The following is a 25401-nucleotide window of genomic DNA, read 5'->3' as shown; positions in this document are numbered from 1 at the left end:
CGCGTGGCGCTGTCCCTGTGCGTCCGCTTCACGGCATCCGGTTCGCCCGCGGGGGCGAAGGTCGCTGGCGCAGCGGGCACGGCAGCAATGGCGTGGTGGCCGCGCAGTTCCTTCGTTCCTCAATGCCAATACGCAATGAGGACACGTTCCATGACCACTGTTACCAACCTGGGGTTTCCCCGCATCGGCGCCAAGCGCGAGCTGAAGCGTGCGCTGGAAGCCTTCTGGTCCGGCCAGAGCAGCGCCGCGTCGCTGCTCGACACCGCCGCCGGCCTGCGCGCCACGCACTGGCAGCTGCAGCGCGACGCCGGCGTTGACGTGCCGCCCAGCAACGACTTCAGCCTGTACGACCAGGTGCTGGATGCCGCCTTCCTGTTCGATGCCATCCCGGCGCGCTACCGCGCCCTGGCCGACGCCGACCCGCTGGCCGGCTACTTCGCCATGGCCCGCGGCGTGCAACGCGACGGGTACGACCTGCACGCGCTGGAAATGACCAAATGGTTCGACACCAACTACCACTACCTGGTGCCGGAGCTGCAGGCAGGCCAGGGCTTCGCGCTGCGTGGCGACAAGCCGCTGGCCGAGTACCGCCAGGCCAAGGCGCTGGGGATTGAAACGCGCCCGGTGCTGATTGGACCGGTGACCTTCCTGCTGCTGTCCAAGACCACCGACGGCAGCCCGGCGCTGGACCTGCTGGACGCGCTGCTGCCGGTGTACGTGGAACTGCTGGGCCAGCTGCACGCCGCCGGCGCGCAGTGGGTGCAGCTGGATGAGCCGGTGCTGGTGCAGGACCTGGACGACCACGCACGCGCGGCCTTCGCCCATGCCTACGCGGTGCTGGCCAAAGCAGTGCGCCCGAAGGTGCTGGTGGCCACCTACTTCGGTGCGTTGGACGACAACCTGGCGCTGGCCGCGTCGCTGCCCGTGGACGGCCTGCACGTGGACCTGGTGCGTGCACCGGAACAGCTGGATGCGGTGATCAAGGCGCTGCCGGTTGGCCGCGTGCTCTCCGCCGGGCTGGTCAACGGCCGCAACATCTGGCGCACCCACCTGGACAACGCGCTGGTGCTGGCGCGCTATGCGCACGGCCAGCTGGGCAGCGACTGCCTGTGGCTGAGTCCGTCGTGTTCGCTGCTGCACAGCCCGGTCGACCTGGACGACGAGAAGAAGCTGGACGGTGAACTGCGCGGCTGGCTGGCCTTCTCGAAGCAGAAGCTTGCCGAGCTGCGCGTGCTGGCCGATGCCATCGACCACCCGGCCCGTGCCGAAGCTCCTCTGGCCCTGTCGCGCGAGCGCATCGAGTCGCGCCGGCGCTCGGCACGTGTGCACAACCCGGCCGTGGCCGCGCGCCTGGCCGCACTCACCCCCGCCGATGCACAGCGGCACAGCCGCTACCCGCAGCGCCACCAGGCCCAGGCGGCCGCACTGAAGCTGCCGCGCTTCCCCACCACCACCATTGGTTCCTTCCCGCAGACGCTGGAGGTGCGCGAAGCACGCGCCAGCAACAAGTCCGGCACGCTGTCCGACGCCGACTACGACGCCTTCCTGGCCACCCAGACCGAGCATTGCGTGCGCATCCAGGAGCAGATCGGGCTGGACGTGCTGGTGCACGGCGAGTTCGAACGCAACGACATGGTGGAGTACTTCGGGGAGCAGTTGGACGGGTTTGCCTTCACCAAGAACGGCTGGGTGCAGAGCTATGGCTCGCGCTGCGTGAAGCCGCCGGTGATCTACGGCGACGTGACCCGCCCGAAGCCGATGACCGTGCGCTGGTCGCAGTACGCACAGTCACTCACCGACCGCCCCATGAAGGGCATGCTCACCGGCCCGGTGACGGTGCTGCAGTGGTCGTTCGTGCGCGACGACCAGGCGCGTGCCGATACCTGCCGCCAGATTGCGCTGGCCTTGCGCGATGAAGTGCTGGACCTGGAGGCGGCCGGCATCGGCGTGATCCAGATCGACGAGCCGGCGATCCGTGAGGGGCTGCCGCTGCGTCGCGCGCAGTGGCGCGAGTACCTGGACTGGGCGGTGGAAGCCTTCCGGATCAGTGCCAGCGGCGTGCGCGATGCCACCCAGATCCACACCCACATGTGCTACTCCGAGTTCAACGACATCATCCACTCGGTGGCCGCGATGGACGCCGACGTGATCTCGATCGAGACCTCGCGCTCGCGCATGGAGCTGCTGGACGCCTTCGTGCGCTTCCAGTATCCCAACGAGATCGGGCCGGGCGTGTATGACATCCACTCCCCGCGCGTGCCCGACAAGGAAGAGATGCTGTCGCTGCTGCGCAAGGCCGCCGAAGTGCTGCGCCCCGAACAGATCTGGGTGAATCCGGATTGCGGGCTCAAGACCCGCGGCTGGCCGGAGACCCGTGCCGCCCTCGACGCGCTGGTGGCTGCCGCGCGGGAACTGCGTGCCGAAACCGCCGACGCCAACGCCGCCTGATTCCTCCACTGCTGTAACCGGGTCCCGCTGCCGCCGTTGCCGGTGGCGGGGCCCATGGACTGACGCATGACCGACCTCATCCGCCCCACCCTGTCCCTGCCCGGCGAGCACACAAAGCTGCTGCTGCATTCGTGCTGCGCGCCGTGCTCGGGCGAAGTGATGGAGGCCATCACCGCCTCCGGGATCGACTACACGATCTTCTTCTACAACCCCAACATCCACCCGGCGCGCGAGTACGAGCTGCGCAAGCAGGAGAACATCCGCTTCGCCGAAAAGCATGGCGTGCCCTTCGTGGACGCCGACTACGACACCGACAACTGGTTCGCGCGGGCGCGCGGCATGGAGAACGAACCCGAACGCGGCATCCGCTGCACCATGTGCTTCGACATGCGTTTCGTCCGCACCGCGCTGTATGCCCATGAGCATGGCTTCCCGGTGATCAGCAGTTCGCTGGGCATCTCGCGCTGGAAGGACATGAACCAGATCAACGATTGCGGGCACCGCGCGGCCGCGCACTACCCGGGCATCCAGTACTGGGACTACAACTGGCGCAAGGGTGGTGGTGCGGCGCGCATGGTGGAGATCAGCAAGCGCGAGCAGTTTTACCAGCAGGAGTACTGCGGCTGCGTGTACTCGCTGCGCGACGCCAACCGCCACCGCCGCGAGAACAACCGCGAGCGGATCAAGATCGGCCTGCTGTATTACGGGCAGGACAACGACGCGCCCAAGGGCGATTGACGTTCACGCCAATGGCGGCCACGCTGGTCGCCCCTGTTTCGTCGCGTTGGACCTGCCATGACCGCCCTACCCGCCGATGTGGCCCTGCTGGTGATCGACCTGCAGCCGGACTTCATGCCCGGCGGTGCGCTGGCGTGTGAGCAGGGCGATGCGCTGGTGGCGCCGATTGCCGCCCTGCTGGCGGAGCGCCGCTACCGCACGGTGGTGGCCACCCAGGATTGGCACCCAGCTGACCACGCCTCGTTCGCCAGCCAGCACCCGGGGCGTCTGCCGTTTGAGGCGATCCTGCTGCACGCGCAGCCGCAGACGCTGTGGCCGGATCATTGCGTGCAGGGTAGCGATGGGGCGGTACTGCACCCGGGCGTGGACTGGACCGTGGCTGACCTGATCCTGCGCAAGGGCACCCGGCGCGAGGTGGACTCGTACAGTGCGTTCCGGGAGAACCATGGCCCTGATGGCACCCGGCCTGCTACCGGCCTGGCCGGCTGGCTGCATGAGCGCGGTATTCGTGAGGTGCATGTGTGCGGACTTGCGCGGGACTACTGCGTGCTGTGGAGTGCGCAGGATGCGGTAAAGGCTGGGTTCCGAGTGAAGTTTCTTTGGGAGCTGACGCGGCCGGTGACCGAGGCCAATGATGGGATGGTGCGGGAGCAGTTGGCGAAGGCCAAGATTGCAGTGATCTGACTCGTAGGACGGGCACGCCGCAGAATGCGCGACGTTGCTTCCGCCGGTGGGTCACGACCGTTGGTCGTGACTGCCTTCATCGTTCTAACCCCCTTACACCCGCGGTTGTATGGTCGGCAGAGAGGGCTCTTTCCCGGCCAAGAGGGGACCTACCACACAGACATCCAGTCCTTCTCTTCCAGGTATGAAATGAACGCGTCGATTGACTCCGGCTCCAAATCAAACGTAGTCCGATATCCACCCTTTAGGTGCACCTCTACGATCTCCACGTTCGATGCGCCCGGAGCCGACGTCAGCACCTGAAATAGGTCACTGCGCTCGGCGTCGGTGTGCTGAGTCGCATTCCGGCGTCGCATTAGTCGATGGTACTGTTTCACGCCATTTCTCCGCCGGCCAATGTCCGAATTGGATCGCTGGCCGATAGTTGTACTTGCTTCGGAATCTCAGCTAGATCGCGGATCTGCACGTCAAGCTACTTTCGAGTCCGTCTTATTGAGACGTCTCTATTTGATCTCATCGATCTGCACTACTTTCGCGGGACACGTCTCTGGTAGCGCAAAGCCCAACTTTGCCTCTGCCTCAATCCGCGTTCCCACGCTTCCGGAGAAACGCCCGCTTCTCCCGAGCCTCATCGTCCCTCCGCCTTCCGAACCGTCACTGATAATGCTGCTCCGCCGGTCTAGGGAGAAGCCATGCGCAAAGACTACCGCAGTATCAATCCCGTTCGCCTCGAGCACAACGCAGCCATTCTTATCAACAATCTTTCCTTGTATAGCTGCGAGCAAGATCAGCTCCCCTTGCCCTTCCGTAGAGGGTGGAAGCGTCAGAAATGGGGACTTGCTTGACGAATCTCGTCCCGATGTCGCACACCCGGCTAAACACACGGCTGTAACGATCGCTAGCGCTCGGATTGCGCGTCCTGGGCTCATTTCGCTCCACTCGTCCATGAGATTCTCGACTGAACTTGGCACGGTGACATAGGCTCGCACATGACCCAGCTCCGGGTTTGCTGTTCCACCAGGACTTGCTCGCATTTCCGGGTGTCAGCACTGCCTGCCTCCTTGGCTACATGAAGGTGGCGATATCTGGACCGAGCTAGCCGCAGGCCGCCCTTGGCCAGTCTGGGAAGCAGGCGACGTTTGCGCCGCTAGTACCAATTTGATTGGGAAGCTCAGGGCAACAGCCAGTGCCTTGCCGTTGTCCACCCCTTGAAGACGCGCGCCCCATCCACGCCGGGCGCGTGCTGAGGCAAGCGTCGGCCGGCTTCGGCCTGCCGTAGCCCCTTCATGGCAGGCGCGAATCGCAGCCTGAAGGTTTCGGGCTGCTCCCGGAAATGGGCTTCAATTCGCGCGATCGCAGCATGCCTGCGGGCATCGCCGAGCATCGAAAGGAAGAAGATCATCTGTCTCCAGGCATACGCGGTGTTCTTGAGCATGATCAGACGGCCATGCCAGTGCGGGATACGCATCTGCTGGCGTTTGCAGATCCACTGAAAGCAACGTATTGCCATCGCATCCAGTGAAGCGTCCAACAGCGTGCGGAGTCCTGCACCGTCGAACAGCACTGCAAGATTGTGCGTGGTCAGGATCTGTGACTGTTCGAGGATGGCGCCGTTCATCGCGGTGGACGATCCAGCCGAGCTCACGTCTGCACGTTCAACAGCCAATTTCGAAAGTGCGTCCGGACCATCAGTGGACCGGCGCCACAGGGCATACCTTGCTCTCGCTTTCCGCTTGTCCGGCAGTGCCGCCAACGCATCGGTGTCAATGTCGTAATAGTTGGCGTACAGCGTTCCAGCTACAACACGTGCCGCGCTTCGGGAGGCCGCAATGAACGTGTTGGTGAACTCCCCCATGAAGATATCGGCTGCGATCTCATCCACGAACGGAAGTTTCAGCTTGGCTCCTTCGGCAAGGGTGCGGAACTCGCTCACCAGCTTGTTGGGCGTGATGGCATGGGGAAACGCCTCAATTGCCACCCGGGCCGATTCAGTCAGCGCCAAGCGCGCACTTTCCGCGCTGGCCGCGTCTGGTTCGCGGTTGCCGTCCGCGGCAGCGATCCAAGGCAGCTCCTTCAGACGCACTTGGCTTTCCAGATTGAGCAGCAGCAGCGAGCGCCGCCTGCGGAACGCGCGATACGTTGACGCATACAAGCGGCGCAGGGCGGGATCTGCCAGCTCGTTGCTTCGAATTTCAGCGGTCAGTGCTGGAAGCAGGCGGGCGATCGTGTCGCCGGAGGTTACGATGCCAACGTCGACCAGTTCTGCAATGGTGCCGCGGCGGCAACGCTCCAGACGCTCGCGAATCTTGTCGGGCAACGCCTCTCCCGGTTCTATTGAATACTCAGCGGCCTCGCTCTCAGTAACTGAGCAGGTCAACGTAGAGAAGTCACCGATGCCCTCGGATTCTGGATACGCCGCCAGTCGCGCGGCAACGGCGTGGCCGATGAGGTGGTGCGCCGCAGGGGAAACATCGCGCTGTTGTCGCTGTCTGAAGGCGACGTGCTGCGGCGACTCGGGTCTGCCATGTGCAGTAACGAAATCGTCGACAATTCTGCGAATGCGCCCGACCTGGCGCCCAGTCAGGTTGCCTGAATCGTCGCAGCAGGTTGCGAGGAGCCGGAGCAACTCGCCCGCCCGGTCATTCCTGCTGTTGATCTCGCCGCGGAATCTGACTTCTGCGCCGTCGATCTGCGTCAGCAGGGCCTTGGCTGACACGTGCCAGCCTTCCGGGTATAGCCGGCACGGCCATCCGTCCACGTAGGTGGCAAGGAACAGCGAGATCGTGGCGTCGTAAAGCGGCAGGCGGATGCTGATCGCGCGCTTCTGCTCCGCCAGCTGGCGTTGCCCCTTGAGTCCGGATAGGCGCTTGCGAACATCGCCAGCGGTGAAGGCGCTTACCTCGGCAGTCAAGGGCGACGCGTCATCGGTATGCGCCGGAAAGAACCTCAGCCTGTCAAAGAAAGGCGCAATCGCTTCGATGATCGCCTGCGATTGTTCGATCTGCCCCTGACTGACAAGCCACGCCACCATCGGCAGGGCCGCCTCCTCAGGTACGTCGACTCGGTAGCGACCGTCCGCAAGAAGTTGCTGGAGGTGGCTCAGGCCGTCATCGGTCAAATGCCAGAGATTCAGATCCAACCGCGTCTGATCGGCCCGAACTCCTGTCGCCCTTTGTGAAAGCTCGCGTTCGTAGGCGGTCAGCTCACCACCGGCGAGCAGGCCTCCCGTGGCGAAACCGCCGGTCGCGACCTCCAGCGTCGCCCAAGCAGGCACCTCCTCGAACGGCGTGCGCGAGCCATACTGCGCGGTTCCCACCCGAAAATGCTCGAGTATCCGCCGCCATCGCTCAGACCGCGCCTCGGCACGGGCCCGCACTTCCGGGTCCATGTGATGCTCGCTGCTGACCAGCGCTTTGGCCAACTGGAACTGCGCGTAAGCAAAGCCCAGGGCGCTAGTGGGCCCGTCACTTCGATCTGAAGTCATCCGTGATGTCGATATCGCGAAGAGATGGGTCCGGAGGCTGGAGTCGAACCAGCGCCCTCCCGGTTAAGAGCCGAGGGTTCTGCCACTGAACTACTCCGGAGTACAGGCGGAATTTCGCACGGTGCGGGCGCAAGCGCAATACGCCGCCTTCTTGACCAATCATGGTCGCGAACGACGAATCCCGGCAAGCCCCTTCATCCACTTCCAACTCGCGGGAGCCTTGGAGGGTCGCATGCGGGTAGACACAATCGATGAATTGCCCGTCCCTTACCGTAGCCAGGTCACAGGGCTACCTTGCCGCTCTCGGCGAGAATCGAGCCTCGCTACTCGGCCCGGTCCAGGGGCCAGGCACAGCTCAACGGGTACCCAGCGATCCGACGCGGACAGTTTTCGCCCGCGCGTGGAGTCACGGTAGCAGACGGCGTACACTACCCGCGGCGCCCGCCTTGCTTGCACACGAGCAAAAACAGGCCGTATACCCTGTTCGACTCTTCTTCTAGCCAGCTGCCGGGGAGTTAAACGTGTGCGCCTGACCCGGATCTGCCTGGCCGTAGAGGACGAGTCATGACCATCAAGCAATATGCGTTTCATGCCCATGCGTACCTTCGGACGCAGGGCTCCGCGTCGCTTACCCGCAGCCAGATCCATGAGCTGCTGGCGGCTGCCGCCGGCTTTGCCACCCATGCCGCTTTCCATCACCAAGCCGCGTGGTGCGATGTTGCCTGGCGCGATACTGGCTTGACTCCCGATAGGGACAGGGTCATCCAGCGCTGTCTGCACTTTGGGATGTCAGCCGAGGAGGCAGACCGCGCAGCCCAAGGCGTGGTCAACTTCCTCGGCGTATCTGGCTACGGGCCTGTGCGCTTTGAGGAGCTGATTGCCGCGCTCGCCAGCGATGAAGACGAGTGGGCAGAAACTGATGAGGCGGGGTCGCATCTCGTTGCCGAGTGGGTTTCCACTGAACTGGTCAGCCGCATTCAGAAAGGGGTAGATGCGCTGCTCCGCGAGCTCCCCTTGCTGCTCGAGGGATTGGAGGCGGCTGCCGCGCGCGGCATGGCCGCTGCGCATCTTGCTACCGCGTACGTGCTCGAGCCCTATGGGGATCTGTCAGCCGAGGATGACCGCCGCTTCGGTCGAGAACTGCGCCGCCGCGGTCAGTGGTCGACCGAGCCAGTGGGCTTCGCGGAGGTCGCCGCAGACGCAGACAGGTTCGTTCAGGTGGTGGCCAAGCATCGGTACCATCTCCTTTCCGCGGCACGCGGCGGGGATAGGCGCGCGATGCTGATCACCGCGGAACGCTACCGCGATCCTGGAGTGCTCGAGCTTGAGCCGTCGGATGAAATGGATCCGTACGAGATGGCTGACTTGGCCGATGCGAATGGTCTATCCGAGCTGGCCTACCAATGGCTGACCGTGCTCGCACGCGAGGGTGATGTATCGGCCATGCGCGAGCTCATCGAACGCCGGGGCGAGACCCCGTTCCGCGCTTGGGTCTGGATGCACCTATCGCGGATGCTGGGTGGGGACCTTAGCCGCGACCGGCATGAAGCGATCAACGAAGACGGTACTCCGTATGACGACGATATCGGTGGGCCAGCCTATGTCGGGGGCGATGACGGAATCATATTGGCGCCACTCTCCACCGACGAGAGTTGCCGCGCCAAGGAAGAGGCTGCTCAGCTGCTCGCGGCAATCGAAGAGCGTTACAAACTGACCTGATCAAGTTCGGTCACGGGCGGCACCCTCCTAAGGGTGTCCGCCCGCATTCTCGCGTAGACCTGTGCCATACGCGCGGCGACAGACATACGCGCAGCGACAGATTGGTCTCACGTGCGGTCGTAAGCGGGTTGCATCGACCGGTTGGATCCAAGGTCAAAAGTGGACTTGCCAAGACGCAAAAACAGGTGGGTTACGCGTCCTTTGACGAACACTCCAAAACATGCAAACAATAGATAAATCATGAATGGAGGCGTGGCTATGGGTCGAGGAACTAAAGTCTTCGTCGTCGTAGCATTGGCAGCCGGCGTTTCATTCGCACTGCATTATTTCGTGCATCAAGGGCCCGCTCAAGACAGAGAGAGCTCACCAAGTCGGCAGAACTTGAGTGAGCGGCCTTCCCAAGTCACACCACACTCGTCTGCAGTGCCTTCAGCTCGAGTCTCGCAGCAGGCCTTCACCAGGTCGGAGTTGGGATATCGGTGGGATGCGTCGAAGCCAGGCATCGCAGCAAGCGAAGCTGACGCTGCATGGTTGGAGTCCCGGGGATTTCCAGGTCCGGATGTTGAAGATCATCTCCGACGCCTCTCCATGCAGGAACTGGAATCCCTTGCCGCGCGTGGAAATCAACCCGCAGCCGCGATCTATGCGTACAAGCTGGCTGCCTCGGGCGGCTCGCGCGAAGATGTTCTTACGATATTGAGCAAATCGGCCAACGAAGGATCTGTCTACGCACTGAAGACCGCCGGCGATATTTACATGGCAGTGAAAGGGTTCCGCGATCCGGCCATGGCGAGTGCCTACTACGGTTTGCAGGCTCGTGCCGGTGACCAGTCCGGGTTCGAACAGCGCTACCTGGTGTCCAATCAGCTCAACGGTACGCAGCGCCTTCAATCGGATCTCATGCAAGAGATGTTGTCGCGGAGTATGAACGCCCCTCTGCAGTCGCCCGCAGGACTGGACCCTCGTCCGGGCTTCAACGAGTTTCTTAGTCAAGGACTTGGCCCCGCACCCACTCAGGAGAAGCCCAGGTAACGACGCATTGGAAGATGGTCAGAACTGGAAGACACTCTTGGGATGGGCTTCAACCGGCATCACGACACAGAGGGTGTGGCTCTATACACGGTGAAACTACCACTGGGCTTGAGCGGCGAACTGCACAGCATTCCGCTCACCAAGCTGCGGGGTCGGGCTTCCAAGGTGCGAGCAGATGAGGCGAGGTCCAACTTCGCAGATGGCGGTGAAATCGGAAATTGAACCGCTCGTGGTGGGTGACGGTCAGTGTAGGCACGGTCAGCCGGGGATGCGCCAATGTGTTGCCAAGAGCGGACTTACTGGATCAATCACCAGCACCCACAGCCATGGCGACCACCTTCTTCTCTCGAATATCGAAACAAATGCTGACGCCATCGAGGATGCCACAGACGCGTTCGACATCGAACCGGCCGAGCCTGTCCTTGTCTCGGTACTGATCGCCGTATCGACGTGTGGCGGCTTCCGCTTTTGATGCCGGATCGCCGATTTCCACCCCTTTCAGTGTCAAGCCCTTCAAGCTCTCGGTAGTGCTGAGTGCTTGCTTCCCTGTAAGAACTGGCGAGATCCGAATCTCATCAATGGTTCGGTACTTCGGCCCAATGTCGGGATTGGACGTGATCACTATCTCCCACTCCGTGGTCGGGTCCCAGTATCTACGGCGCAGCAAACCTACATCGTCCAGGCGCTCGTCTCCATGCCCATAACGGCGAAGGATGTCGGATTCGAGGTAGACGTAGAGTGCGTACGTACCATCGCGGAATGCCTTCGACACGTGGTCCACCTTATCGCCCTTGGCCTGCACCTGCGTCGATGCGGAGAGCAGGGCAAGTGCCACGATGAGTAATCTGCACGTCGTCATGGACACAGTGAACTCTCAACGTAGTGGAATGATTGCCAAGGCGCATCTGCGGATGCTTGGACGTGTCTTGTTCACGCCGCTCCATTCGAGGCTGTACAGCATGGACCAACGGCCTATGGTCCAAAGCCGACGGCCATCGCAACAATCCGTTTCTCTCGCGCATAGAAGCATATGCTTGAGCCGGTATCCGAGTAGCCACAGACGCGCTCGACCTGTAGTTCGCCGAGCCTTTCCTGCGAACTGTGGGTTTGGCCATAGCTGCGTGCGGCCGCCTTCCCCTTCGACTCTGGATCTCCGATCGCCACCCCCTTGAGCTTCAGACCCTTAAGGCTCTCGGTCTCCTTGAGCGAATGTTGCCCAGTGGCGACCGAAGAAACGCGGATCTCGTCAATAGTACGGAACTCAGGTGCAATGTCAGGATCAGAGGTGATCACCACCTCCAATTGGGTCGATCGGTCCCAGTACCTGCGACGAATCAGCCCCGCGCCATCGATGGTCTTTTCCCCTTCGCCATAGCGGCGCAAGATGTCCACCTCGTCGTACACACGAGGCAGGTACTCACCGTCATGGAAGACATTTGATACAAGGTTCGCCTTGGACCCGGCGGCCTGAGTGGTGCCTAGAGCTAGCAACCCAAATGCCAATAGTGTCCACCTGATCGAGTTCATGTGCACAATTAACCCTTAGAGGGAAGAAATACCTACACGACGTTGGTACTTCAAGCGCTGGCTTCTTGCGATTTCTAGGTTTCGCATCGCGAACTATATCAACCACCTGATGCACTGGCGGAACCGGCCTGCCGCGTTGCTGGCGCAGCTCCGCTACCTTACCGCGCTGGCCATCTAGGGCTGGTACCCGGCCGACCACCCCTCGCTCGCCCACCAGCACCCGGGCCAGCTGCCGCTAGAGGCAACCCTGTTGGACGCGCAGCTGCCGACAGTGCGGCCAGACGACCCCGTGCGGCCCCGCCGCCTAGCCTGAAGCGCTCGCTTCAGGCCAGAAGTGGACGCTCGACCAGGGTCCCGACGCGCGTTACGTCACGGGAACACAAACTCGCGGCGGGCGCACATCCGAATGCCGGCCCAGCAGTGTCGGAGATCTTCCGTATCCACTATCCCTACGTCTGCACGCCCCCCAACGGCGGGCGCTATGGGTTGCACCTGCCCCGCATATCAAAGTCAGCGCATGCGGGGTCGCTTGCGACTCCTCTTCTTTCGCGCGCTGGTCAATTAGTAGATGCGCTTGGCACGGGGGTATGCCCACGACTTAGAGACGCCCGTTCCAGAATCGAATCGCTGAAGCAAGGGTTTCGGCTCACTCGCATCACACCATTCGATGCATCAATCAAAACCACCGGTTTGACGGGCGAGCACGAACTTCCCTCAGTTGAGTGGCTGTGCATCCTGTGGATTGGGGCTTGATATCCCCGTACTGGATCAGTCGAGGCACGACTCTATCCGACCAGAGGGCGAAGACCCGTAGCGCCCTCTGGGAGATAAGCCAAACCGTCGATCTAACGGATATCAACTGGAGTAGCACATGAGCAGAGCAAAAGTGGATTCGTCCGCCACCCCTAATCATCAGGTTGGCCTTGGCTGGTATGCGCCCAAGAGCGTACGCATTTCCGCTCTTCAGCACCCCGCCGGAAATATCTTGCCGCCGGGCGTGGCCATTCCCCATCTGTCGGTGTGCGGAATGTGGCTGGAGAGGCTGGGCTTCAAGGCGGGTCACCGTGTGTTTGTGGAAGTGGCGCCCGGGCGCATCACGCTGAGGCTGGACGAAACGCCTGTGGCGTTGCCCTATCGCTATCGCAAACACGAGCCGAAGAAGGGGCGCTCACGCGAGGCGCATTCGGAACAGTAGGAAGTGACGCCGAATCCGGGTAGAGCGCCGCTCTGCCCGGCTGCTGCTGCAGCCTGCCGCCGGATCGCATTGCTGAAGCGTTTGAGGATTGCTGTGGCATGAAGGGGAAATACTGGCCGGATCATTTGGCACGCGGCTATATCGAAATCGGCGGCGTGCGGCATTCGCTGGAGCATCTCAAGCCGTTCGCTTACGTGGCCCAGATCGAGGAGTCCAACAATGTGGCCACGGCTGTCCAGGTCTCGGTTGAATTCAGCTCTCACTGCATAAGCAAAGGCCCGCGTAAAGGCCAGCACTTTGACTTCAGCCAGCTCGGTCATAGCTTTCTCGTCATTGATGAAAGACGCATCCGGCGCAAATTCCTGAAGGTTCGGCATGCGGCATCCATGGTGTTGCCGGAGGTCATTCGCACGCTGGCTAAGCGCCCCTGTCTCTTCACTAACCAAGCCAACTTCCTGACGATGGAGCTACGCGAGCTCATTCCAGGCTATCCCGCCGGCGCTCAGTACGAGGTCTACTTCAATGTGAAGCGACAGGGCAATCTGAAGGTCTTGGTCTTTGTGGAGAGCGCTTATGTCCGCGACGAGGATTCGGACAATGACCCTTACAAGTTCAAGAAAGACGACCGTATCAAGGGCTGGCGCCTTCTTTTGAACCGAGGGAGGGGAAAGCCCGTTCGTCGGCCTCCGGGAAGAGGCAGATAGCCAGAAAAAAACAAACCCCCTTGCGGGGGTTTCGCGGATGCCCTTAGGGATCACTCCCGTCAAACGGCCAAGGCCTGTAACCGGTGGCGGCATCTGAACACTTCAGGCCTTCGCCCAAAGCTCCGTATACATCCAGATGGGGGCAATCTTACTCCGCGCTGGATCGAGAGTGTGAAGGAATAGCAACGGCTGACCAGTAGGAACCATGACGCGCCGGCCGGCCGGCGCTGGCGCGTGTTGGCATGGCCAATCCCGCTGACGGAATCAGCTATCGGAACACCACAGTCCGGTGCCCGTTGAGGATGATGCGGTGCTCCACATGCCGGCGCACCGCACGGGCGAGCACCTGCGATTCCGTATCGCTGCCCAGCCGCACCAGATCACGCGGCGTCATCGCGTGATCCACGCGCGCTACGTCCTGTTCGATGATCGGGCCTTCGTCCAGGTCGGAGGTGACGTAGTGCGCGGTGGCACCAATGATCTTTACACCGCGCGCGTGCGCCTGGTGGTACGGCTGCGCACCCTTGAAGCTGGGCAGGAAGCTGTGGTGGATGTTGATGGCGCGGCCAGCGAGTGCCTCGCACAGGCGCGGCGAGAGGATCTGCATGTAGCGCGCCAGCACCACCAGGTCGATCTGCTCGCGTTCGACCAGGTCGATGATCTGCTGCTCCTGCACGGCGCGGTTGTCGGCGGTCACCGGCAGGTGGTGGAACGGGATGCCGTAGGAACCGGCCAGCGCCGCGAAGTCTTCATGATTGGAGGCGACGGCGGCGATATCCACCTGCAGCTGGCGGCTGTGGGCGCGGAACAGCAAGTCGTTCAGGCAGTGGCCCTGCTTGCTCACCAGCACCAGCAGGCGCGCGCGGCGGCGGGCGTCGTGCAGCTGCCAGTCCATCTGGAAGTCTTCGGCCAGCCCGGCCATGCGGTGCTGGATGGTCTCGATGGGCTGGCCCGGGTCGCGGTTGAAATGCACGCGCAGGAAGAACCGACCGCTTTCATCGTCGCCGAACTGCTGCGCATCAAGGATGTTGCAGCCCTGCTCGAACAGCAGGCCGGAGACGCGATAGACGATCCCGGTACGGTCCGGGCATGAGAGGGTGAGGATGGAATCAGGGCGCATGGGTCAAGTGTAGAGGACAGGCACCGCGCCCTGCAGGGATGCTGTCATCTGAAACTTTAGAAGGAGGTATCTGCCGCCTTCCCTGCACATCGCTTGGCCATGACGGTGCGGATCGAGCGGTCAAGGTCCGTTCGCGTCGCCAGCTGGTGCAGATGCACAAGCACCCGTTGCGAGCCGATCACTTCCAGCAGGGCGTGCGCCTGACTCACGCTGAGCTCGCGCTCGATGTCTGCGTAGGAGAAGCCGGTCAGGCCGCTGGCGTTGAAGGTCATCGATTCAATGAAGCGCTTCCGCGACGGCTCACTCAGGGCGAGCAGCGGCGAGTCGTAGGGCAATGCGTCGATGTACGTGGCCAGCGTGGCCGCGCTGTTGATCGGCGCGGCACGCACCTCCTGCGCCGAGCGCTGCGCGTCTTCGGTGAATGATGGCGTGCAGGCCTCCACGCGTACTGGCAACAACGCCAACAGCATCACTACGCCTGTCACTGCGATTTGCATTGCCCTCTCCCTTCCAGCGCGGCGGATGTGCCGCGCCGGGAGAGTGACGTGCGCGCCGATTCCGATCTGTGCGCGCAATTGCGGTATATCGACAATCAATCTTCATCTGCACTTCCATTGCAATGCTCATCGGCATCACCGCGCCGGATGCACCGTCAGCGCCACCAGCCGCATCACCAGCGGGCGGACCGCCAGCACGCAGCAGAACGCGGTGGGCATGGCCAGTTGGTAGGCGGCCAGGACGCGGGCCGGGAAGTCGGCGTGGATGCCGGCGTTGGCGGCGGTGATCACCAGGCACATGAGCATGGCCATGATGGAGGCCATGAAGAACGCGAAGACGTACGGCGTGGTGCGGGCGCCGAGCTTCCAGCGGGGTGCGGCGAGGGTGTCGGGTTGTTGCGACATCGGGGATCCAACTCGGTGGCAACCGGCGGTTGCGGGACCGGCACGATAGTCAGGCCCCTTCGACGGCGGTAGACCGCGTCGGCTTGGCTCTTTATAAAGTAAACCTTTGCAATGCCCGGTCAGAATCGGCGCCATCATGAACATTCTCCAGTCAATCCGCAGTTTCATCCGCACCGCCGACGCCGGCAGCTTGGCCGGGGCGGCGCGCACGCTGGGGATCAGCCCGGCGGCGGTGGGGCAGAACATCGCGCGGCTGGAGACGCATCTGGGGGTGCGCCTGTTCAACCGCACCACGCGCACGCTGGCGCTGACCGAGCGCGGCGCGCGTTACCTGGCGGAGGTGCGCCACATCGAGCGCGACCTGCAGCGGGCGCAGGCGGCGGTGACCGATCCGGAGGCGATGCCGCAGGGCCGGCTGCGGATTGCCAGCACCTCGGCATTCGGGCGGCATGTGCTGGCGCCGATGCTGCCGGCATTGCAGGCGCGTTACCCGCGCTTGGCGATCGAGCTGCTGCTAGCCGACCGCAGCGTGGACCATGCGCACGAAGACGTGGATGTGAGCTTCCGGATCGAACCGCAATTGGAGGAAGGCCTGGTGGCGCGTGCCATCGCGCAGGTGCCGTTCCAGGTGTGTGCGGCGCCCGCGTACCTGGCGGAGGCTGGCGTGCCGGCCACGCCGGAGGACCTGCGCGAGCACCGTTGCCTGGTGTTCCGTTACCCGGTGGAGGGGCGGCTGCTGCCGTGGGGGTTCATTCGCGATGGGATCCGCTTCGATGCGGAGATGCGGCCGGCACTGGTGTCCGATGACATTGATGCCATTGCGGCGATGGCGGCGGCCGGGGGCGGGATCGCGCGGTTGGCGGCGTTCGTGGCGGCGCCGTGGTTGGCGCGCGGGGAGTTGCAGGTGTTGTTCGCGTCGGGCGATGGGGCGCGGACGTCGCCGGAGCCGATGCGGTTGTTCTTGTGCGTCAGCGACCGGCGGGATCTGACGCCGAAAGTGCGGGCGTTGATGCAGCACGTGGTGGAGGGGTTGCCTGCTGCTTGGCGGGTGGATGTTGCCTGACTTCAGGCAACGCCCGACCAACGGTCGGGCGCTACCGATTCCATCCAAGCCAACGTTACGCCGTGGGTGCGAGGAACACGCCGCGTGCTTCGCGCGGTTCGCAGCGCAGGTACTGCGGCGCCGGAGCGAGGGAGTCGCCCAGGGCGGCGGCGGCGTGCCACGGCCAGCGCGGGTCGTAGAGGATGCCGCGCGCCAGGGCCACGGCATCGGCGTGGTTGTGGCGCAGGATCGATTCGGCCTGCGAGGGGTCGGTGATCAGGCCGACGGCGATCACCGGCATCTTCACCTTGGCCTTGATGGCGGCGGCGAACGGCACCTGGTAGCCCGGCTCCAGGGTGATCTTCTGGCGTGCGTCGAGGCCGCCGCTGGACACATGCAGGAACTGGCAGCCGCGCATGTCCAGGATCTGGGCCAGGGTGCTGCTCTGTTCGATATCCCAGCCGCCATCGACCCAGTCGCTGGCGGAGATGCGCACGCCCACGCTGATGCGGTCGGACACGGCCTCGCGCACGGCGTCGAACACGCGCACCAGCAGGCGCATGCGGTTTTCCAGCGAGCCGCCGTACTGGTCCTGGCGCTTGTTGCTCAGCGGCGACAGGAACTGGTGCAGCAGGTAGCCGTGCGCGGCGTGCAGTTCGATCAGGTCCAGGCCGGCGCGCTCGGCGCGACGTGCGGCCACGGCGAAGGCCTCGACCACGGCGTCGATGCCGGCTTCATCCAGCGCCTCGGGAACCGGGCCGTTGGCCGCGAACGGCAGTGCGGAGGGGGCGAGCGCGGTCCAGCCGTTGGGGTCGGTGGGCGGCAGCGGGCCACCGCCGTCCCACGGGCGTGCCGAGGAGGCTTTGCGCCCGGCGTGGGCCAACTGCACGCCGACGGGCATGGGCGACCACTGCTTCACCGAGGCGACCACCGAGGTCAGCGCGGCTTCGGTGGCGTCGTTCCACAGGCCCAGGTCGGCGTAGCTGATGCGGCCTTCCGGCAGCACGGCGGTGGCTTCGAGGATCAGCAGGCCGGCGCCGGACTGCGAGAGCTGCCCGAGGTGCTGGCGGTGCCAGTCGTTGGCCAGGCCGTCGGTGCAGGAGTACTGGCACATCGGGGCGATGACGATGCGGTTGGACAGCGTCAGCGGTCCGAAGGAAACGGGGGAGAAAAGCTGGCTCACGGGCGGGCGACTCGGGGGGAGATGAAACAGGGGTGGTATTGCACCGCGAAGCGGGTTTGCGGGCAACCGTATGTGTGGAACGGTGAGGCTGGCGAGGCAGGGCCTCGCTCTACCAGGGCAGCGTACAGGCGATTTGAAACCCGACCACCATTGTAAGGAACGCGTCGCCACGCGCCGGGGAAACGAAGCGCCGTGCTCTACGCGGTGGCTGGTAGGAGGAATGACAGGCCTTCTGCGCAGGACTGCTCTACTTTGAGGGTGAGCAGGTCGTCGGCGCGGGTGCGGCCCAGATTGAGTGCGGCCACGGGGAGGCCGGCCTTGGCGGCGGCCTGGACGAAGCGGAACCCGGAATAGACCATCAGCGAGGAGCCGACCACCAGCACGGCATCGGCGTTGGCGAGGTGGTCGTGCACGGCGGCGACGCGGTCGCGCGGGACGTTTTCGCCGAAGAACACCACGTCCGGCTTGAGGATGCCGCCGCACTGCGGGCAGGCCGGGACGTTGAAGCGGCTGAAGTCCACGCCGTCGAGGTCGGCATCGCCATCGGGGGCGATGGCGGCGTCCAGGCGGTCCCAGCCGGGGTTGGCGGCCAGCAGGGCGTGCTGGAAGTCTTCGCGGCCGCTGCGGGTTTCGCAGCCCATGCAGCGCACCTGGTCGAGCCGACCGTGCAGGTCGATCACGCCGACGCTGCCGGCACGCTGGTGCAGGCAGTCCACGTTCTGGGTAAGCAGCACTTCGACCTGGCCACGCGCTTCAAGGGCGGCCAGGGCGGCGTGGGTAGCGTTGGGGCGGGCGTGGCCGAAGCGGGGCCAGCCGAGCAGGCTGCGCGCCCAGTAGCGCTGGCGGGTGGCGGCCTCGCCCATGAAATCCTGGTAGTTCACCGGTGGGGTGCGCTTCCACTGGCCGTCGGCATCGCGGTAGTCGGGAATGCCCGAGTCGGTGCTGCAGCCGGCGCCGGTGAGGACGAACAGGCGGCGGGCGCGGTCGATGAAGTCGGCCAGAGGGGTGGACATGCCAGCAAGATGGGGGCGATTGCGGGCTACGCAATCGTCCCCGTCCGTTCAGGGGCCGGCGATATCGGCCGGCAGCGGGGGCACGGCGGTGGGTTTGTGGTCGTCACCCAGCGCGATCATGACGAAGTGGCCGCGGGTGCACAGCTTGCGCTCGCCGGTGTGCAGGTCTTCGGCGATGAGTTCCACTTCCACCTTCATCGAGCTGCGGCCCACTTCGACGATGCGGCCCACGGTTTCCACCATCTGGCCGATGCTGATCGGCAGCTTGAAATCCACCTGGTCCGAACGGGCGGTCACTACGGTGCGGCGCGAGTAGCGCGCGGCGGCGAGGAAGGCGGCCTTGTCCATCCATGCCAGCGCCTGGCCACCGAACAGGGTGCCCATGTGGTTGGTGTGATTGGGGAAGACGATTTCGGCCATGCGCACTTCGGTGGGCGGGACGACGTCGGGGCTGGCGGTCATGGCGGTGGCCGGTGTGGGGGGTCGACGGGGATGATACGGCAGCGATGCGAACGGAAACGAAAAAGCCCCGGCAGTGCCGGGGCTCTTCATTTCGCGTGGTGCGGCTGGATCAGAACGACATGTCGAACGACACTTCGCCCTTCACGCCCACCTGGTAGGCCGAGGAGCGGCGTTCGAAGAAGTTGGTCAGCTCCTGCACGTCCTGCAGTTCCATGAAGCTCAGCGGGTTGCGCACGTTGTACTTCTTTTCCATGCCGAGGCGGTGGAAATGATTGTCGGCGCAATGCTGCAGGTAGTGGCGCATGTCCCGGGTGGAAATGCCCGCCACGCCGCCGGACAGCACGTCTTCGGCGAACTTCACTTCGCATTCGATCGCTTCGGCCAGCATGTCATAGACCTGCTGCTTCATCGCGTCGTCGAACAGGTCCGGCTCTTCCTCACGGATGACGTCCACGCATTCGAAGGCGAACTCCATGTGCGCGCTCTCGTCGCGGAACACCCAGTTGGTGCCCGAGGCCAGGCCGTTGAGCAGGCCGCGCGAACGGAAGTAGTACACGTAGGCGAAGGCGGCGAAGAAGAACAGGCCTTCGATGCACGCGGCGAAGCAGATCTGGTTGAGCAGGAACTGGCGGCGCTCGTCACGGGTTTCGATGCGCTTGAGGTTCTGGATGGAGTCGATCCACTTGAAGCAGAAGTCGGCCTTCTGCTTGATGGAGTCGATGTTCTCCACGGCGTCGAACGCCTTGGCGCGCTCGTCCGGATCGGGCAGGTAGTTGTCGAGCAGGGTCAGGTAGAACTGCACGTGCAGCGCTTCTTCGTACAGCTGGCGCGAGAGGTACATGCGCGCTTCGGGCGCGTTCAAGTGCTGGTACAGGTTCAGCACGAGGTTGTTGGACACGATCGAGTCGCCGGTGGCAAAGAACGCAACCAGGCGGTGGATCAGGTGGCGCTCGCCCGGCGACATCTTGCCGTGCAGGTCGCTGATGTCGATCTGGAAGTTGATTTCTTCCACGGTCCAGGTGTTCTTGATCGCGTTGCGATACATGTCGTAGAACTGCGGGTAGCGCATGGGGCGCAGGGTCAGTTCAAAACCGGGATCGAGCAGCATTTGGGTCGGCTTGTCGGCCATGGTGTTTCTTTCCTTCTGGGGCGTACCGACTAACAGTCGGTACCTACCGAATTTGTACCGACTAACAGTCGGTACCTACCGAATATTGTGCCGACCAACGGTCGGTACCTACCGAATGTGGTGTTCGACCGGGTAGGCACCGACCGTTGGTCGGTGCACCCGGCGGGCGCCGGCCGTGAAGGCCGGCACGCCTTTTATTGGCACGCCTCGCAGCTTTCCGGGTTTTCCAGCGAGCAGGCCACGGCTTCCACCGGGGTGTAGCTGCTGACGGTGGTCTTGGCGATCTTGGTGGCCGGACGCGAACGCAGGTAGTAGGTGGTCTTGATGCCCTGCTTCCAGGCGTACATGTACATGGAGGACATGGCACCGATGTTCGGGCTTTCCATGAACAGGTTGAGCGAGGCGGACTGGTCGATGAAGGCACCGCGCTCGGCGGCCATGTCAATCAGCGAACGCATCGGCAGTTCCCATGCGGTGCGGTACACGTTGCGCAGCGTTTCCGGGATCTGGACGATGCCCTGGATGGAGCCTTCGGCCAGCTTGATGGCGTCGCGCATTTCCGGGGTCCAGTGACCCAGCTTCTTCAGCTCGGTGACCAGGTAACGGTTGACCTGCAGGAAGTCGCCCGACAGCGTTTCGCGCTTGAACAGGTTGGACACCTGCGGCTCGACGCACTCGTAGCAGCCGGCGATGGAGGCGATGGTCGCGGTCGGGGCGATCGCGATCATCAGCGAGTTGCGCAGGCCGTGTTCCTTGATGCGCTCACGCAGGGCATCCCAACGGGCGGTGTCTTCCGGCACCACGTTCCAGGCGTCGAACTGCAGCTCGCCGCTGGCGGCACGGGTGTCGGCGAAGGACGGGTGCTTGCCGCGTTCCTGGGCCAGTTCCACCGAGGTTTCCAGCGCGTGGAAGTAGATGGTCTCGGCGATCTTCTTCGACAGCGCGCGGGCTTCGGCACTGTCGAAGGCCAGGCGCTTGCGGAAGAACACGTCCTGCAGGCCCATGCAGCCCAGGCCAACCGGACGCCAGCGCAGGTTGCCGCGGCGTGCCGATTCGATCGGGTAGAAGTTCAGGTCGATGACGCGGTCGAGCTGGCGGATGGCCAGGCGCACGGTGTCGGCCAGCTTCTCGTAGTCGAACTCGCCATGGGCATCGAAATGGTTGCCCAGGTTGATCGAGCCCAGGTTGCACACCGCGGTTTCTTCGGCCGAGGTGATTTCCAGGATTTCGGTGCACAGGTTGGACAGGTGGATCACGTTGCCCGCACGCAGCGTCTGGTTGCTGGCGCGGTTGCACTTGTCCTTGAAGGTCATCCAGCCGTTGCCGGTCTCGGCCAGGGTACGCATCATGCGCGAGTACAGCTTGCGCGCGGAGATGGTGCGGTTGGCCTTGCCCTGTGCTTCGGCCTGCAGGTAGGCCTGCTCGAACGCCTCACCGAACAGGTCGGTGAATTCGGGCACCACGCGCGGATCGAACAGCGACCATTCCTGGTCGGCTTCGACGCGCTTCATGAACAGGTCCGGGATCCAGTTGGCCAGGTTCAGGTTGTGCGCACGACGCGATTCGTCACCGGTGTTGTCACGCAGCTCGAGGAAGTCCTCGATGTCGGCGTGCCAGGTTTCCAGGTACACGCAGGCCGCGCCCTTGCGCTTGCCACCCTGGTTCACTGCGGCCACGGACGAATCCATGGTCTTCAGCCACGGCACGATGCCGTTGGAATGACCGTTGGTGGACTTGATCAGCGAGCCACGCGAACGCACGCGGGTGTAGCTGACGCCGATGCCGCCGCTGAACTTGGACAGCTGGGCGATATCGCCGTACTTGGAATAGATCGACTCCAGCGAGTCCTGCGGCGAATCCAGCAGGAAGCACGAGGACAGCTGCTCGTGGGTGGTGCCGGAGTTGAACAGGGTCGGGCTGGAGGGCAGGTAATCCAGGCTGCCCATGCGCTTGTACAGGGCCAGGGTTTCCGGCACGTCTTCGCTCAGCGCGCTGGCGATGCGCAGGAAGAACTGCTGCGGGGTCTCGATCACCTTGCGGGTGTGCGGATGGCGCAGCAGGTAGCGGTCGTACAGGGTGCGCAGGCCGAAGTAATCGAAGTTCAGGTCCAGCCCGATGTCGATGGCATCGTTGAGCTTGCGCGCGTTGGTCTGCACGAAGTTCAGCAGGCGGTCGTTGATCAGGCCCACTTCGTGGCCACGGCCCACCGACTGCGAGAAGGCGTGGATTTCCTGGCCCGACACTTCCTTGGCGATGTAGTTGGCCAGCAGGCGCGCGGCGAGGCGGCCGTACTCGGGTTCTTCACCGATCAGCAGGGCGGCGGTGCGGATGGACAGCTCGTCCAGCTCCTGCGTGGTGGCGCCGTTGTACAGGCCCGAAATGGTGCGGGTGGCCACGCGCATCGGGTCGACCGAATGCAGGCCTTCCGCCGAACGCTGCACCGCGCGCACGATCTTGTTCAGATCCACCAGTTCCGTGGTGCCATTGCGCTTGGTAACGCTCATGGCCATCGCGGTCGGCGGCGAGGTCAACAGGAATTCACTTTCCTGGTCGGTGGCTGCGCTGGTTTCGGTGCTCACGGCGTTTTCCTCTGGGCGTGATTTGGGGTGGTACAGGGTCGCCTGCGGGGGGCAGGCGTGGGACCGGTGCACTCGGGTCTCAGGGTGGACTGACGGTGTCGCATGGGACGCGACCAGCGCAACGGCGCTGCGGACGCTTCCCCTTGCTTCACCGGTCATCTCCCCCCGGAGACTGGCGCTACCAGCGCCGCACCCTGTACGGCATGCGGTTGTCGGTGGGCGTTGGGCCCGTTGGACCCTTCGACTTGTGGTCGAGGGGACCGACGGCCACAAGATAGTGGGGGTATGGGGGTCCGTCAACGCCAAATCTTGTGAATCTGGTCAATCCCTTGTGGCGCAAGGATTCGGCGCGCGGGGCGTCCGACGAACGGTTGCGACCCGTCGAAAGGGAGTGCGCAGTCAAGCGGGTGCGCCCTGTTTTTGATGCGATGCAGGGGCGCGAAAAACGGAACGATGGGCATCACGTGGGCGTAACAAATGCGGGATGGCGGGCACCGCGCGGACACGCATGGCGTGTCCCTACGCGTCAGGAGGCGGCGTAACGCCACGCCACGGACGCGTGCCCCGGTTCGGGCGTGATGTCCGGCCGCCGGCAGGCGGCGTACGCCACGCCACAGGCGCGTGCCTCGATTCCGGCGGCGCAATCACGCCTTGTGGGGCGTGCCCAGGTATTCGGCGCTCTGCATCTCTATGAGGCGCGAGGCGGTGCGCTCGAAGGCGCCCTGCAGGCGGGTGCCCGAATAGAGCGCAACCGGCAGGTCGGTGGCGGTGCAGACCAGGTTGACGTGGCGGTCGTACAGCTCGTCGATCAGGTTCACGAAGCGGCGTGCGGCATCTTCGTTCATACGGTCGAAATGCGGTACGTCGCCGAGCAGCAGCGTGTTGAACTCGTGCGCGATCTCGATGTAATCCGACGGGCCGCGCGGGCCTTCGCACAGGGCCTTGAAGTCGAACCAGACGATGCTCTTGCCGCGCGCGCGCACCGGAATCTTGCGCGCTTCGATCTCGATGTTGCCCGGCTTGGCCGGCTGCCCGCCACTCAGCGCGGCCCAGCGCTCGCCGAGCCAGGCATCGCTGCCGGCGTCGCGCGGGGACTGGTACACCGGCGAGCGGGTCAGCGCGCGCATGCGGTAGTCCTCGGTGCCTTCGGCGTACAGCTCCACGCAGTAGGTCTGCAGCAGCCCGATGGCCGGCAGGAAGCTGTCGCGCTGCAGGCCGTTCAGGTACAGGTTCTCCACGGCGGTGTTGGAGGTGGTGACCAGGGTGACGCCCTCGGCGAACAGGCGCTCGAGCAGGCGTGCCAGCAGCATGGCGTCGCCGATGTCGGTGACGAAGAACTCGTCCAGCACCAGCACGCGCAGCTTGTTGCGCCATTCCTGGGCGATCCGGGCGAGCGGGTCGCTCTGGCCCTGGTGCTCGCGCAGGCGCTCGTGGATGCCGCGCATGAACCGGTGGAAGTGGGTGCGGTACTTCTGTTCGATCGGCAGGCCGTCGTAGAACAGATCCACCAGGAAGGTTTTGCCGCGCCCCACCCCGCCCCAGAAATACAGGCCCTTGACTGGCTCGGGCTTCTTCCAGAACGCCGACAGGCGGTCCAGCCAGCCGTCCTGGGCACTGTCCACCAGGGCGATGTGGATCCGGTCCAGTTCGGCCAGGGCGGCGTGCTGGGCCGGGTCGTTCTGCCATTCGCCCCGGGCCACGCCGTCGGCGTAGCGCTGCGACGGGGTCATCGCGGTATCGCTCATGCGGTGCGGCTGTCCGGGTTGGGCAGCCAATGCTTGACGCCGTGGGTGAGCGCGCCGCGCAGGTCGATCAGCTTGCGGTGGAAGAAGTGACTGGTTTCGGGCATGCGGACCAGTTCGTGCGGGGCCTGCAGGCTGTCCAGCCATTGATAGACCGCGTGGGGGTCGACGATTTCGTCGTCTTCGCCCTGGATGACCAGCCAGTTGGCCGGCGGTTGCACGCCGTCGAAGTCCCAGCGCCCGGCCGGCGGCGCGATGGAGACCAGCACGTCCGGCTGGAGGTCGGCGGCGGCGCGCAGCGAGACGAAGGCGCCGAAGCTGAAACCGGCCAGCCACAGGGTGGCGTGCGGCTGTTGTTCGCGCACCCAGGCGGCCACGGCCTTGAGGTCGTCCTGCTCGCCGTCGCCGTGGTCGAAGCTGCCCTCCGAGGCGCCAACGCTGCGGAAGTTGAAGCGCACGGTGGTGATGCCCAGCTCGCGCAGGGTGGTGGCGACCATGGTCACCACCTTGTTGTGCAGGGTGCCGCCCTCGGTGGACAGCGGGTGGCAGACGATCGCCACGACCGGCTGGGCCGGCACGCCCGCCTTGGGCAGGTCGACGACCACTTCCAGCGCGCCGACCGGGCCGGCCAGCGTCAGCGTGCCGCTTTCAGTTGGGAATGGGGGATTGTGCATGGCGTCATAATACCGCTCCCCCGC

21 protein-coding genes and 1 tRNA gene are annotated in these 25401 nt (G+C 64.1%); 8 read left to right on the top strand and 14 right to left on the bottom strand.

The window, feature by feature from the left end:
• Positions 1–150 precede the first annotated feature (150 nt).
• The 3 genes from metE to pncA all read left to right on the top strand — a co-directional run bounded on the left by metE (position 151) and on the right by pncA (position 3870).
• Entirely contained in the window at positions 151–2448 is a 2298-nt protein-coding gene (gene metE, locus AC3ITN_RS01210; RefSeq protein WP_489391785.1) for a 5-methyltetrahydropteroyltriglutamate--homocysteine S-methyltransferase, read from the top strand.
• Between the two features lie 66 nt (positions 2449–2514).
• Positions 2515–3186 carry an epoxyqueuosine reductase QueH gene (locus AC3ITN_RS01205; protein ID WP_489391784.1) on the top strand — a complete coding sequence of 224 codons (672 nt, stop codon included), beginning with the start codon at positions 2515–2517 and terminating at the stop codon, positions 3184–3186.
• A 57-nt stretch (positions 3187–3243) separates the two neighbouring features.
• Positions 3244–3870: a bifunctional nicotinamidase/pyrazinamidase gene (gene pncA, locus AC3ITN_RS01200; protein WP_489391783.1), complete on the top strand. Its 627-nt coding sequence runs from the start codon at positions 3244–3246 to the stop codon at positions 3868–3870.
• 1171 nt (positions 3871–5041) lie between these two features.
• On the opposite strand, the gene AC3ITN_RS01195 is transcribed toward pncA, so the two are convergent.
• The gene (locus tag AC3ITN_RS01195; protein WP_489391782.1) at positions 5042–7354 is read right to left on the bottom strand and encodes a hypothetical protein; all 2313 of its coding nucleotides are present in this window, start codon (positions 7352–7354) and stop codon (positions 5042–5044) included.
• A 25-nt stretch (positions 7355–7379) separates the two neighbouring features.
• Positions 7380–7454, bottom strand: a tRNA-Lys gene (locus AC3ITN_RS01190).
• A gap of 464 nt (positions 7455–7918) precedes the next feature.
• Between AC3ITN_RS01190 and AC3ITN_RS01185 the strand changes: the two genes are divergently transcribed.
• Positions 7919–9073: a hypothetical protein gene (locus AC3ITN_RS01185; RefSeq protein WP_489391781.1), complete on the top strand. Its 1155-nt coding sequence runs from the start codon at positions 7919–7921 to the stop codon at positions 9071–9073.
• A 588-nt stretch (positions 9074–9661) separates the two neighbouring features.
• Positions 9662–10105, top strand: a complete 444-nt coding sequence (locus AC3ITN_RS01180) for a hypothetical protein (RefSeq protein WP_489391780.1) — start codon at positions 9662–9664, stop codon at positions 10103–10105.
• Between the two features lie 304 nt (positions 10106–10409).
• On the opposite strand, the gene AC3ITN_RS01175 is transcribed toward AC3ITN_RS01180, so the two are convergent.
• Positions 10410–10940 (bottom strand): hypothetical protein, encoded by a 531-nt coding sequence (locus tag AC3ITN_RS01175; RefSeq protein WP_489391779.1) that lies wholly within the window; start codon positions 10938–10940, stop codon positions 10410–10412.
• Positions 10941–11077: 137 nt separating this feature from the next.
• Entirely contained in the window at positions 11078–11632 is a 555-nt protein-coding gene (locus AC3ITN_RS01170) for a hypothetical protein (RefSeq protein ID WP_489391778.1), read from the bottom strand.
• Positions 11633–12503: 871 nt separating this feature from the next.
• Between AC3ITN_RS01170 and AC3ITN_RS01165 the strand changes: the two genes are divergently transcribed.
• Positions 12504–12827, top strand: a complete 324-nt coding sequence (locus AC3ITN_RS01165; RefSeq protein WP_489391777.1) for a SymE family type I addiction module toxin — start codon at positions 12504–12506, stop codon at positions 12825–12827.
• Positions 12828–12925: 98 nt separating this feature from the next.
• Positions 12926–13531, top strand: coding sequence for a hypothetical protein (locus AC3ITN_RS01160; RefSeq protein WP_489391776.1), 606 nt, complete (start codon positions 12926–12928; stop codon positions 13529–13531).
• A gap of 268 nt (positions 13532–13799) precedes the next feature.
• Here the strand turns inward: AC3ITN_RS01160 and purU are convergent, their stop codons facing one another.
• The 3 genes from purU to AC3ITN_RS01145 form a co-directional block, all read right to left on the bottom strand.
• Entirely contained in the window at positions 13800–14651 is an 852-nt protein-coding gene (gene purU, locus AC3ITN_RS01155; protein ID WP_489391775.1) for a formyltetrahydrofolate deformylase, read from the bottom strand.
• 56 nt (positions 14652–14707) lie between these two features.
• Positions 14708–15148 (bottom strand): hypothetical protein, encoded by a 441-nt coding sequence (locus AC3ITN_RS01150; protein WP_489391774.1) that lies wholly within the window; start codon positions 15146–15148, stop codon positions 14708–14710.
• Between the two features lie 135 nt (positions 15149–15283).
• Entirely contained in the window at positions 15284–15553 is a 270-nt protein-coding gene (locus AC3ITN_RS01145; protein ID WP_313342045.1) for a DUF2798 domain-containing protein, read from the bottom strand.
• A 136-nt stretch (positions 15554–15689) separates the two neighbouring features.
• Between AC3ITN_RS01145 and AC3ITN_RS01140 the strand changes: the two genes are divergently transcribed.
• The gene (locus AC3ITN_RS01140) at positions 15690–16616 is read left to right on the top strand and encodes a LysR family transcriptional regulator (RefSeq protein ID WP_489391773.1); all 927 of its coding nucleotides are present in this window, start codon (positions 15690–15692) and stop codon (positions 16614–16616) included.
• 55 nt (positions 16617–16671) lie between these two features.
• Here AC3ITN_RS01140 and AC3ITN_RS01135 read toward each other — a convergent pair whose 3' ends face one another.
• The 7 genes from AC3ITN_RS01135 to AC3ITN_RS01105 all read right to left on the bottom strand — a co-directional run bounded on the left by AC3ITN_RS01135 (position 16672) and on the right by AC3ITN_RS01105 (position 25377).
• Entirely contained in the window at positions 16672–17778 is a 1107-nt protein-coding gene (locus AC3ITN_RS01135; protein WP_489391772.1) for an NADH:flavin oxidoreductase/NADH oxidase, read from the bottom strand.
• Between the two features lie 197 nt (positions 17779–17975).
• Positions 17976–18791 carry an NAD-dependent protein deacetylase gene (locus AC3ITN_RS01130; RefSeq protein WP_489391771.1) on the bottom strand — a complete coding sequence of 272 codons (816 nt, stop codon included), beginning with the start codon at positions 18789–18791 and terminating at the stop codon, positions 17976–17978.
• Positions 18792–18839: 48 nt separating this feature from the next.
• Positions 18840–19253: an acyl-CoA thioesterase gene (locus tag AC3ITN_RS01125; protein WP_489391770.1), complete on the bottom strand. Its 414-nt coding sequence runs from the start codon at positions 19251–19253 to the stop codon at positions 18840–18842.
• Between the two features lie 109 nt (positions 19254–19362).
• Positions 19363–20382, bottom strand: a complete 1020-nt coding sequence (locus tag AC3ITN_RS01120; RefSeq protein ID WP_313342059.1) for a ribonucleotide-diphosphate reductase subunit beta — start codon at positions 20380–20382, stop codon at positions 19363–19365.
• A 194-nt stretch (positions 20383–20576) separates the two neighbouring features.
• Positions 20577–22961 (bottom strand): ribonucleoside-diphosphate reductase subunit alpha, encoded by a 2385-nt coding sequence (locus AC3ITN_RS01115; RefSeq protein ID WP_489391769.1) that lies wholly within the window; start codon positions 22959–22961, stop codon positions 20577–20579.
• A gap of 644 nt (positions 22962–23605) precedes the next feature.
• Positions 23606–24706, bottom strand: a complete 1101-nt coding sequence (gene zapE / locus AC3ITN_RS01110; protein ID WP_489391768.1) for a cell division protein ZapE — start codon at positions 24704–24706, stop codon at positions 23606–23608.
• A complete protein-coding gene (locus tag AC3ITN_RS01105; protein ID WP_489391767.1) occupies positions 24703–25377 on the bottom strand; it encodes an alpha/beta hydrolase in 675 nt (224 codons plus the stop codon). Before AC3ITN_RS01105 ends, zapE begins: the two co-directional genes overlap by 4 nt.
• Positions 25378–25401: the final 24 nt, after the last annotated feature.

Source organism: Stenotrophomonas sp. KH_036_B, assembly GCF_057839485.1.
This window is presented reverse-complemented; position numbering and strand designations above follow the sequence as displayed.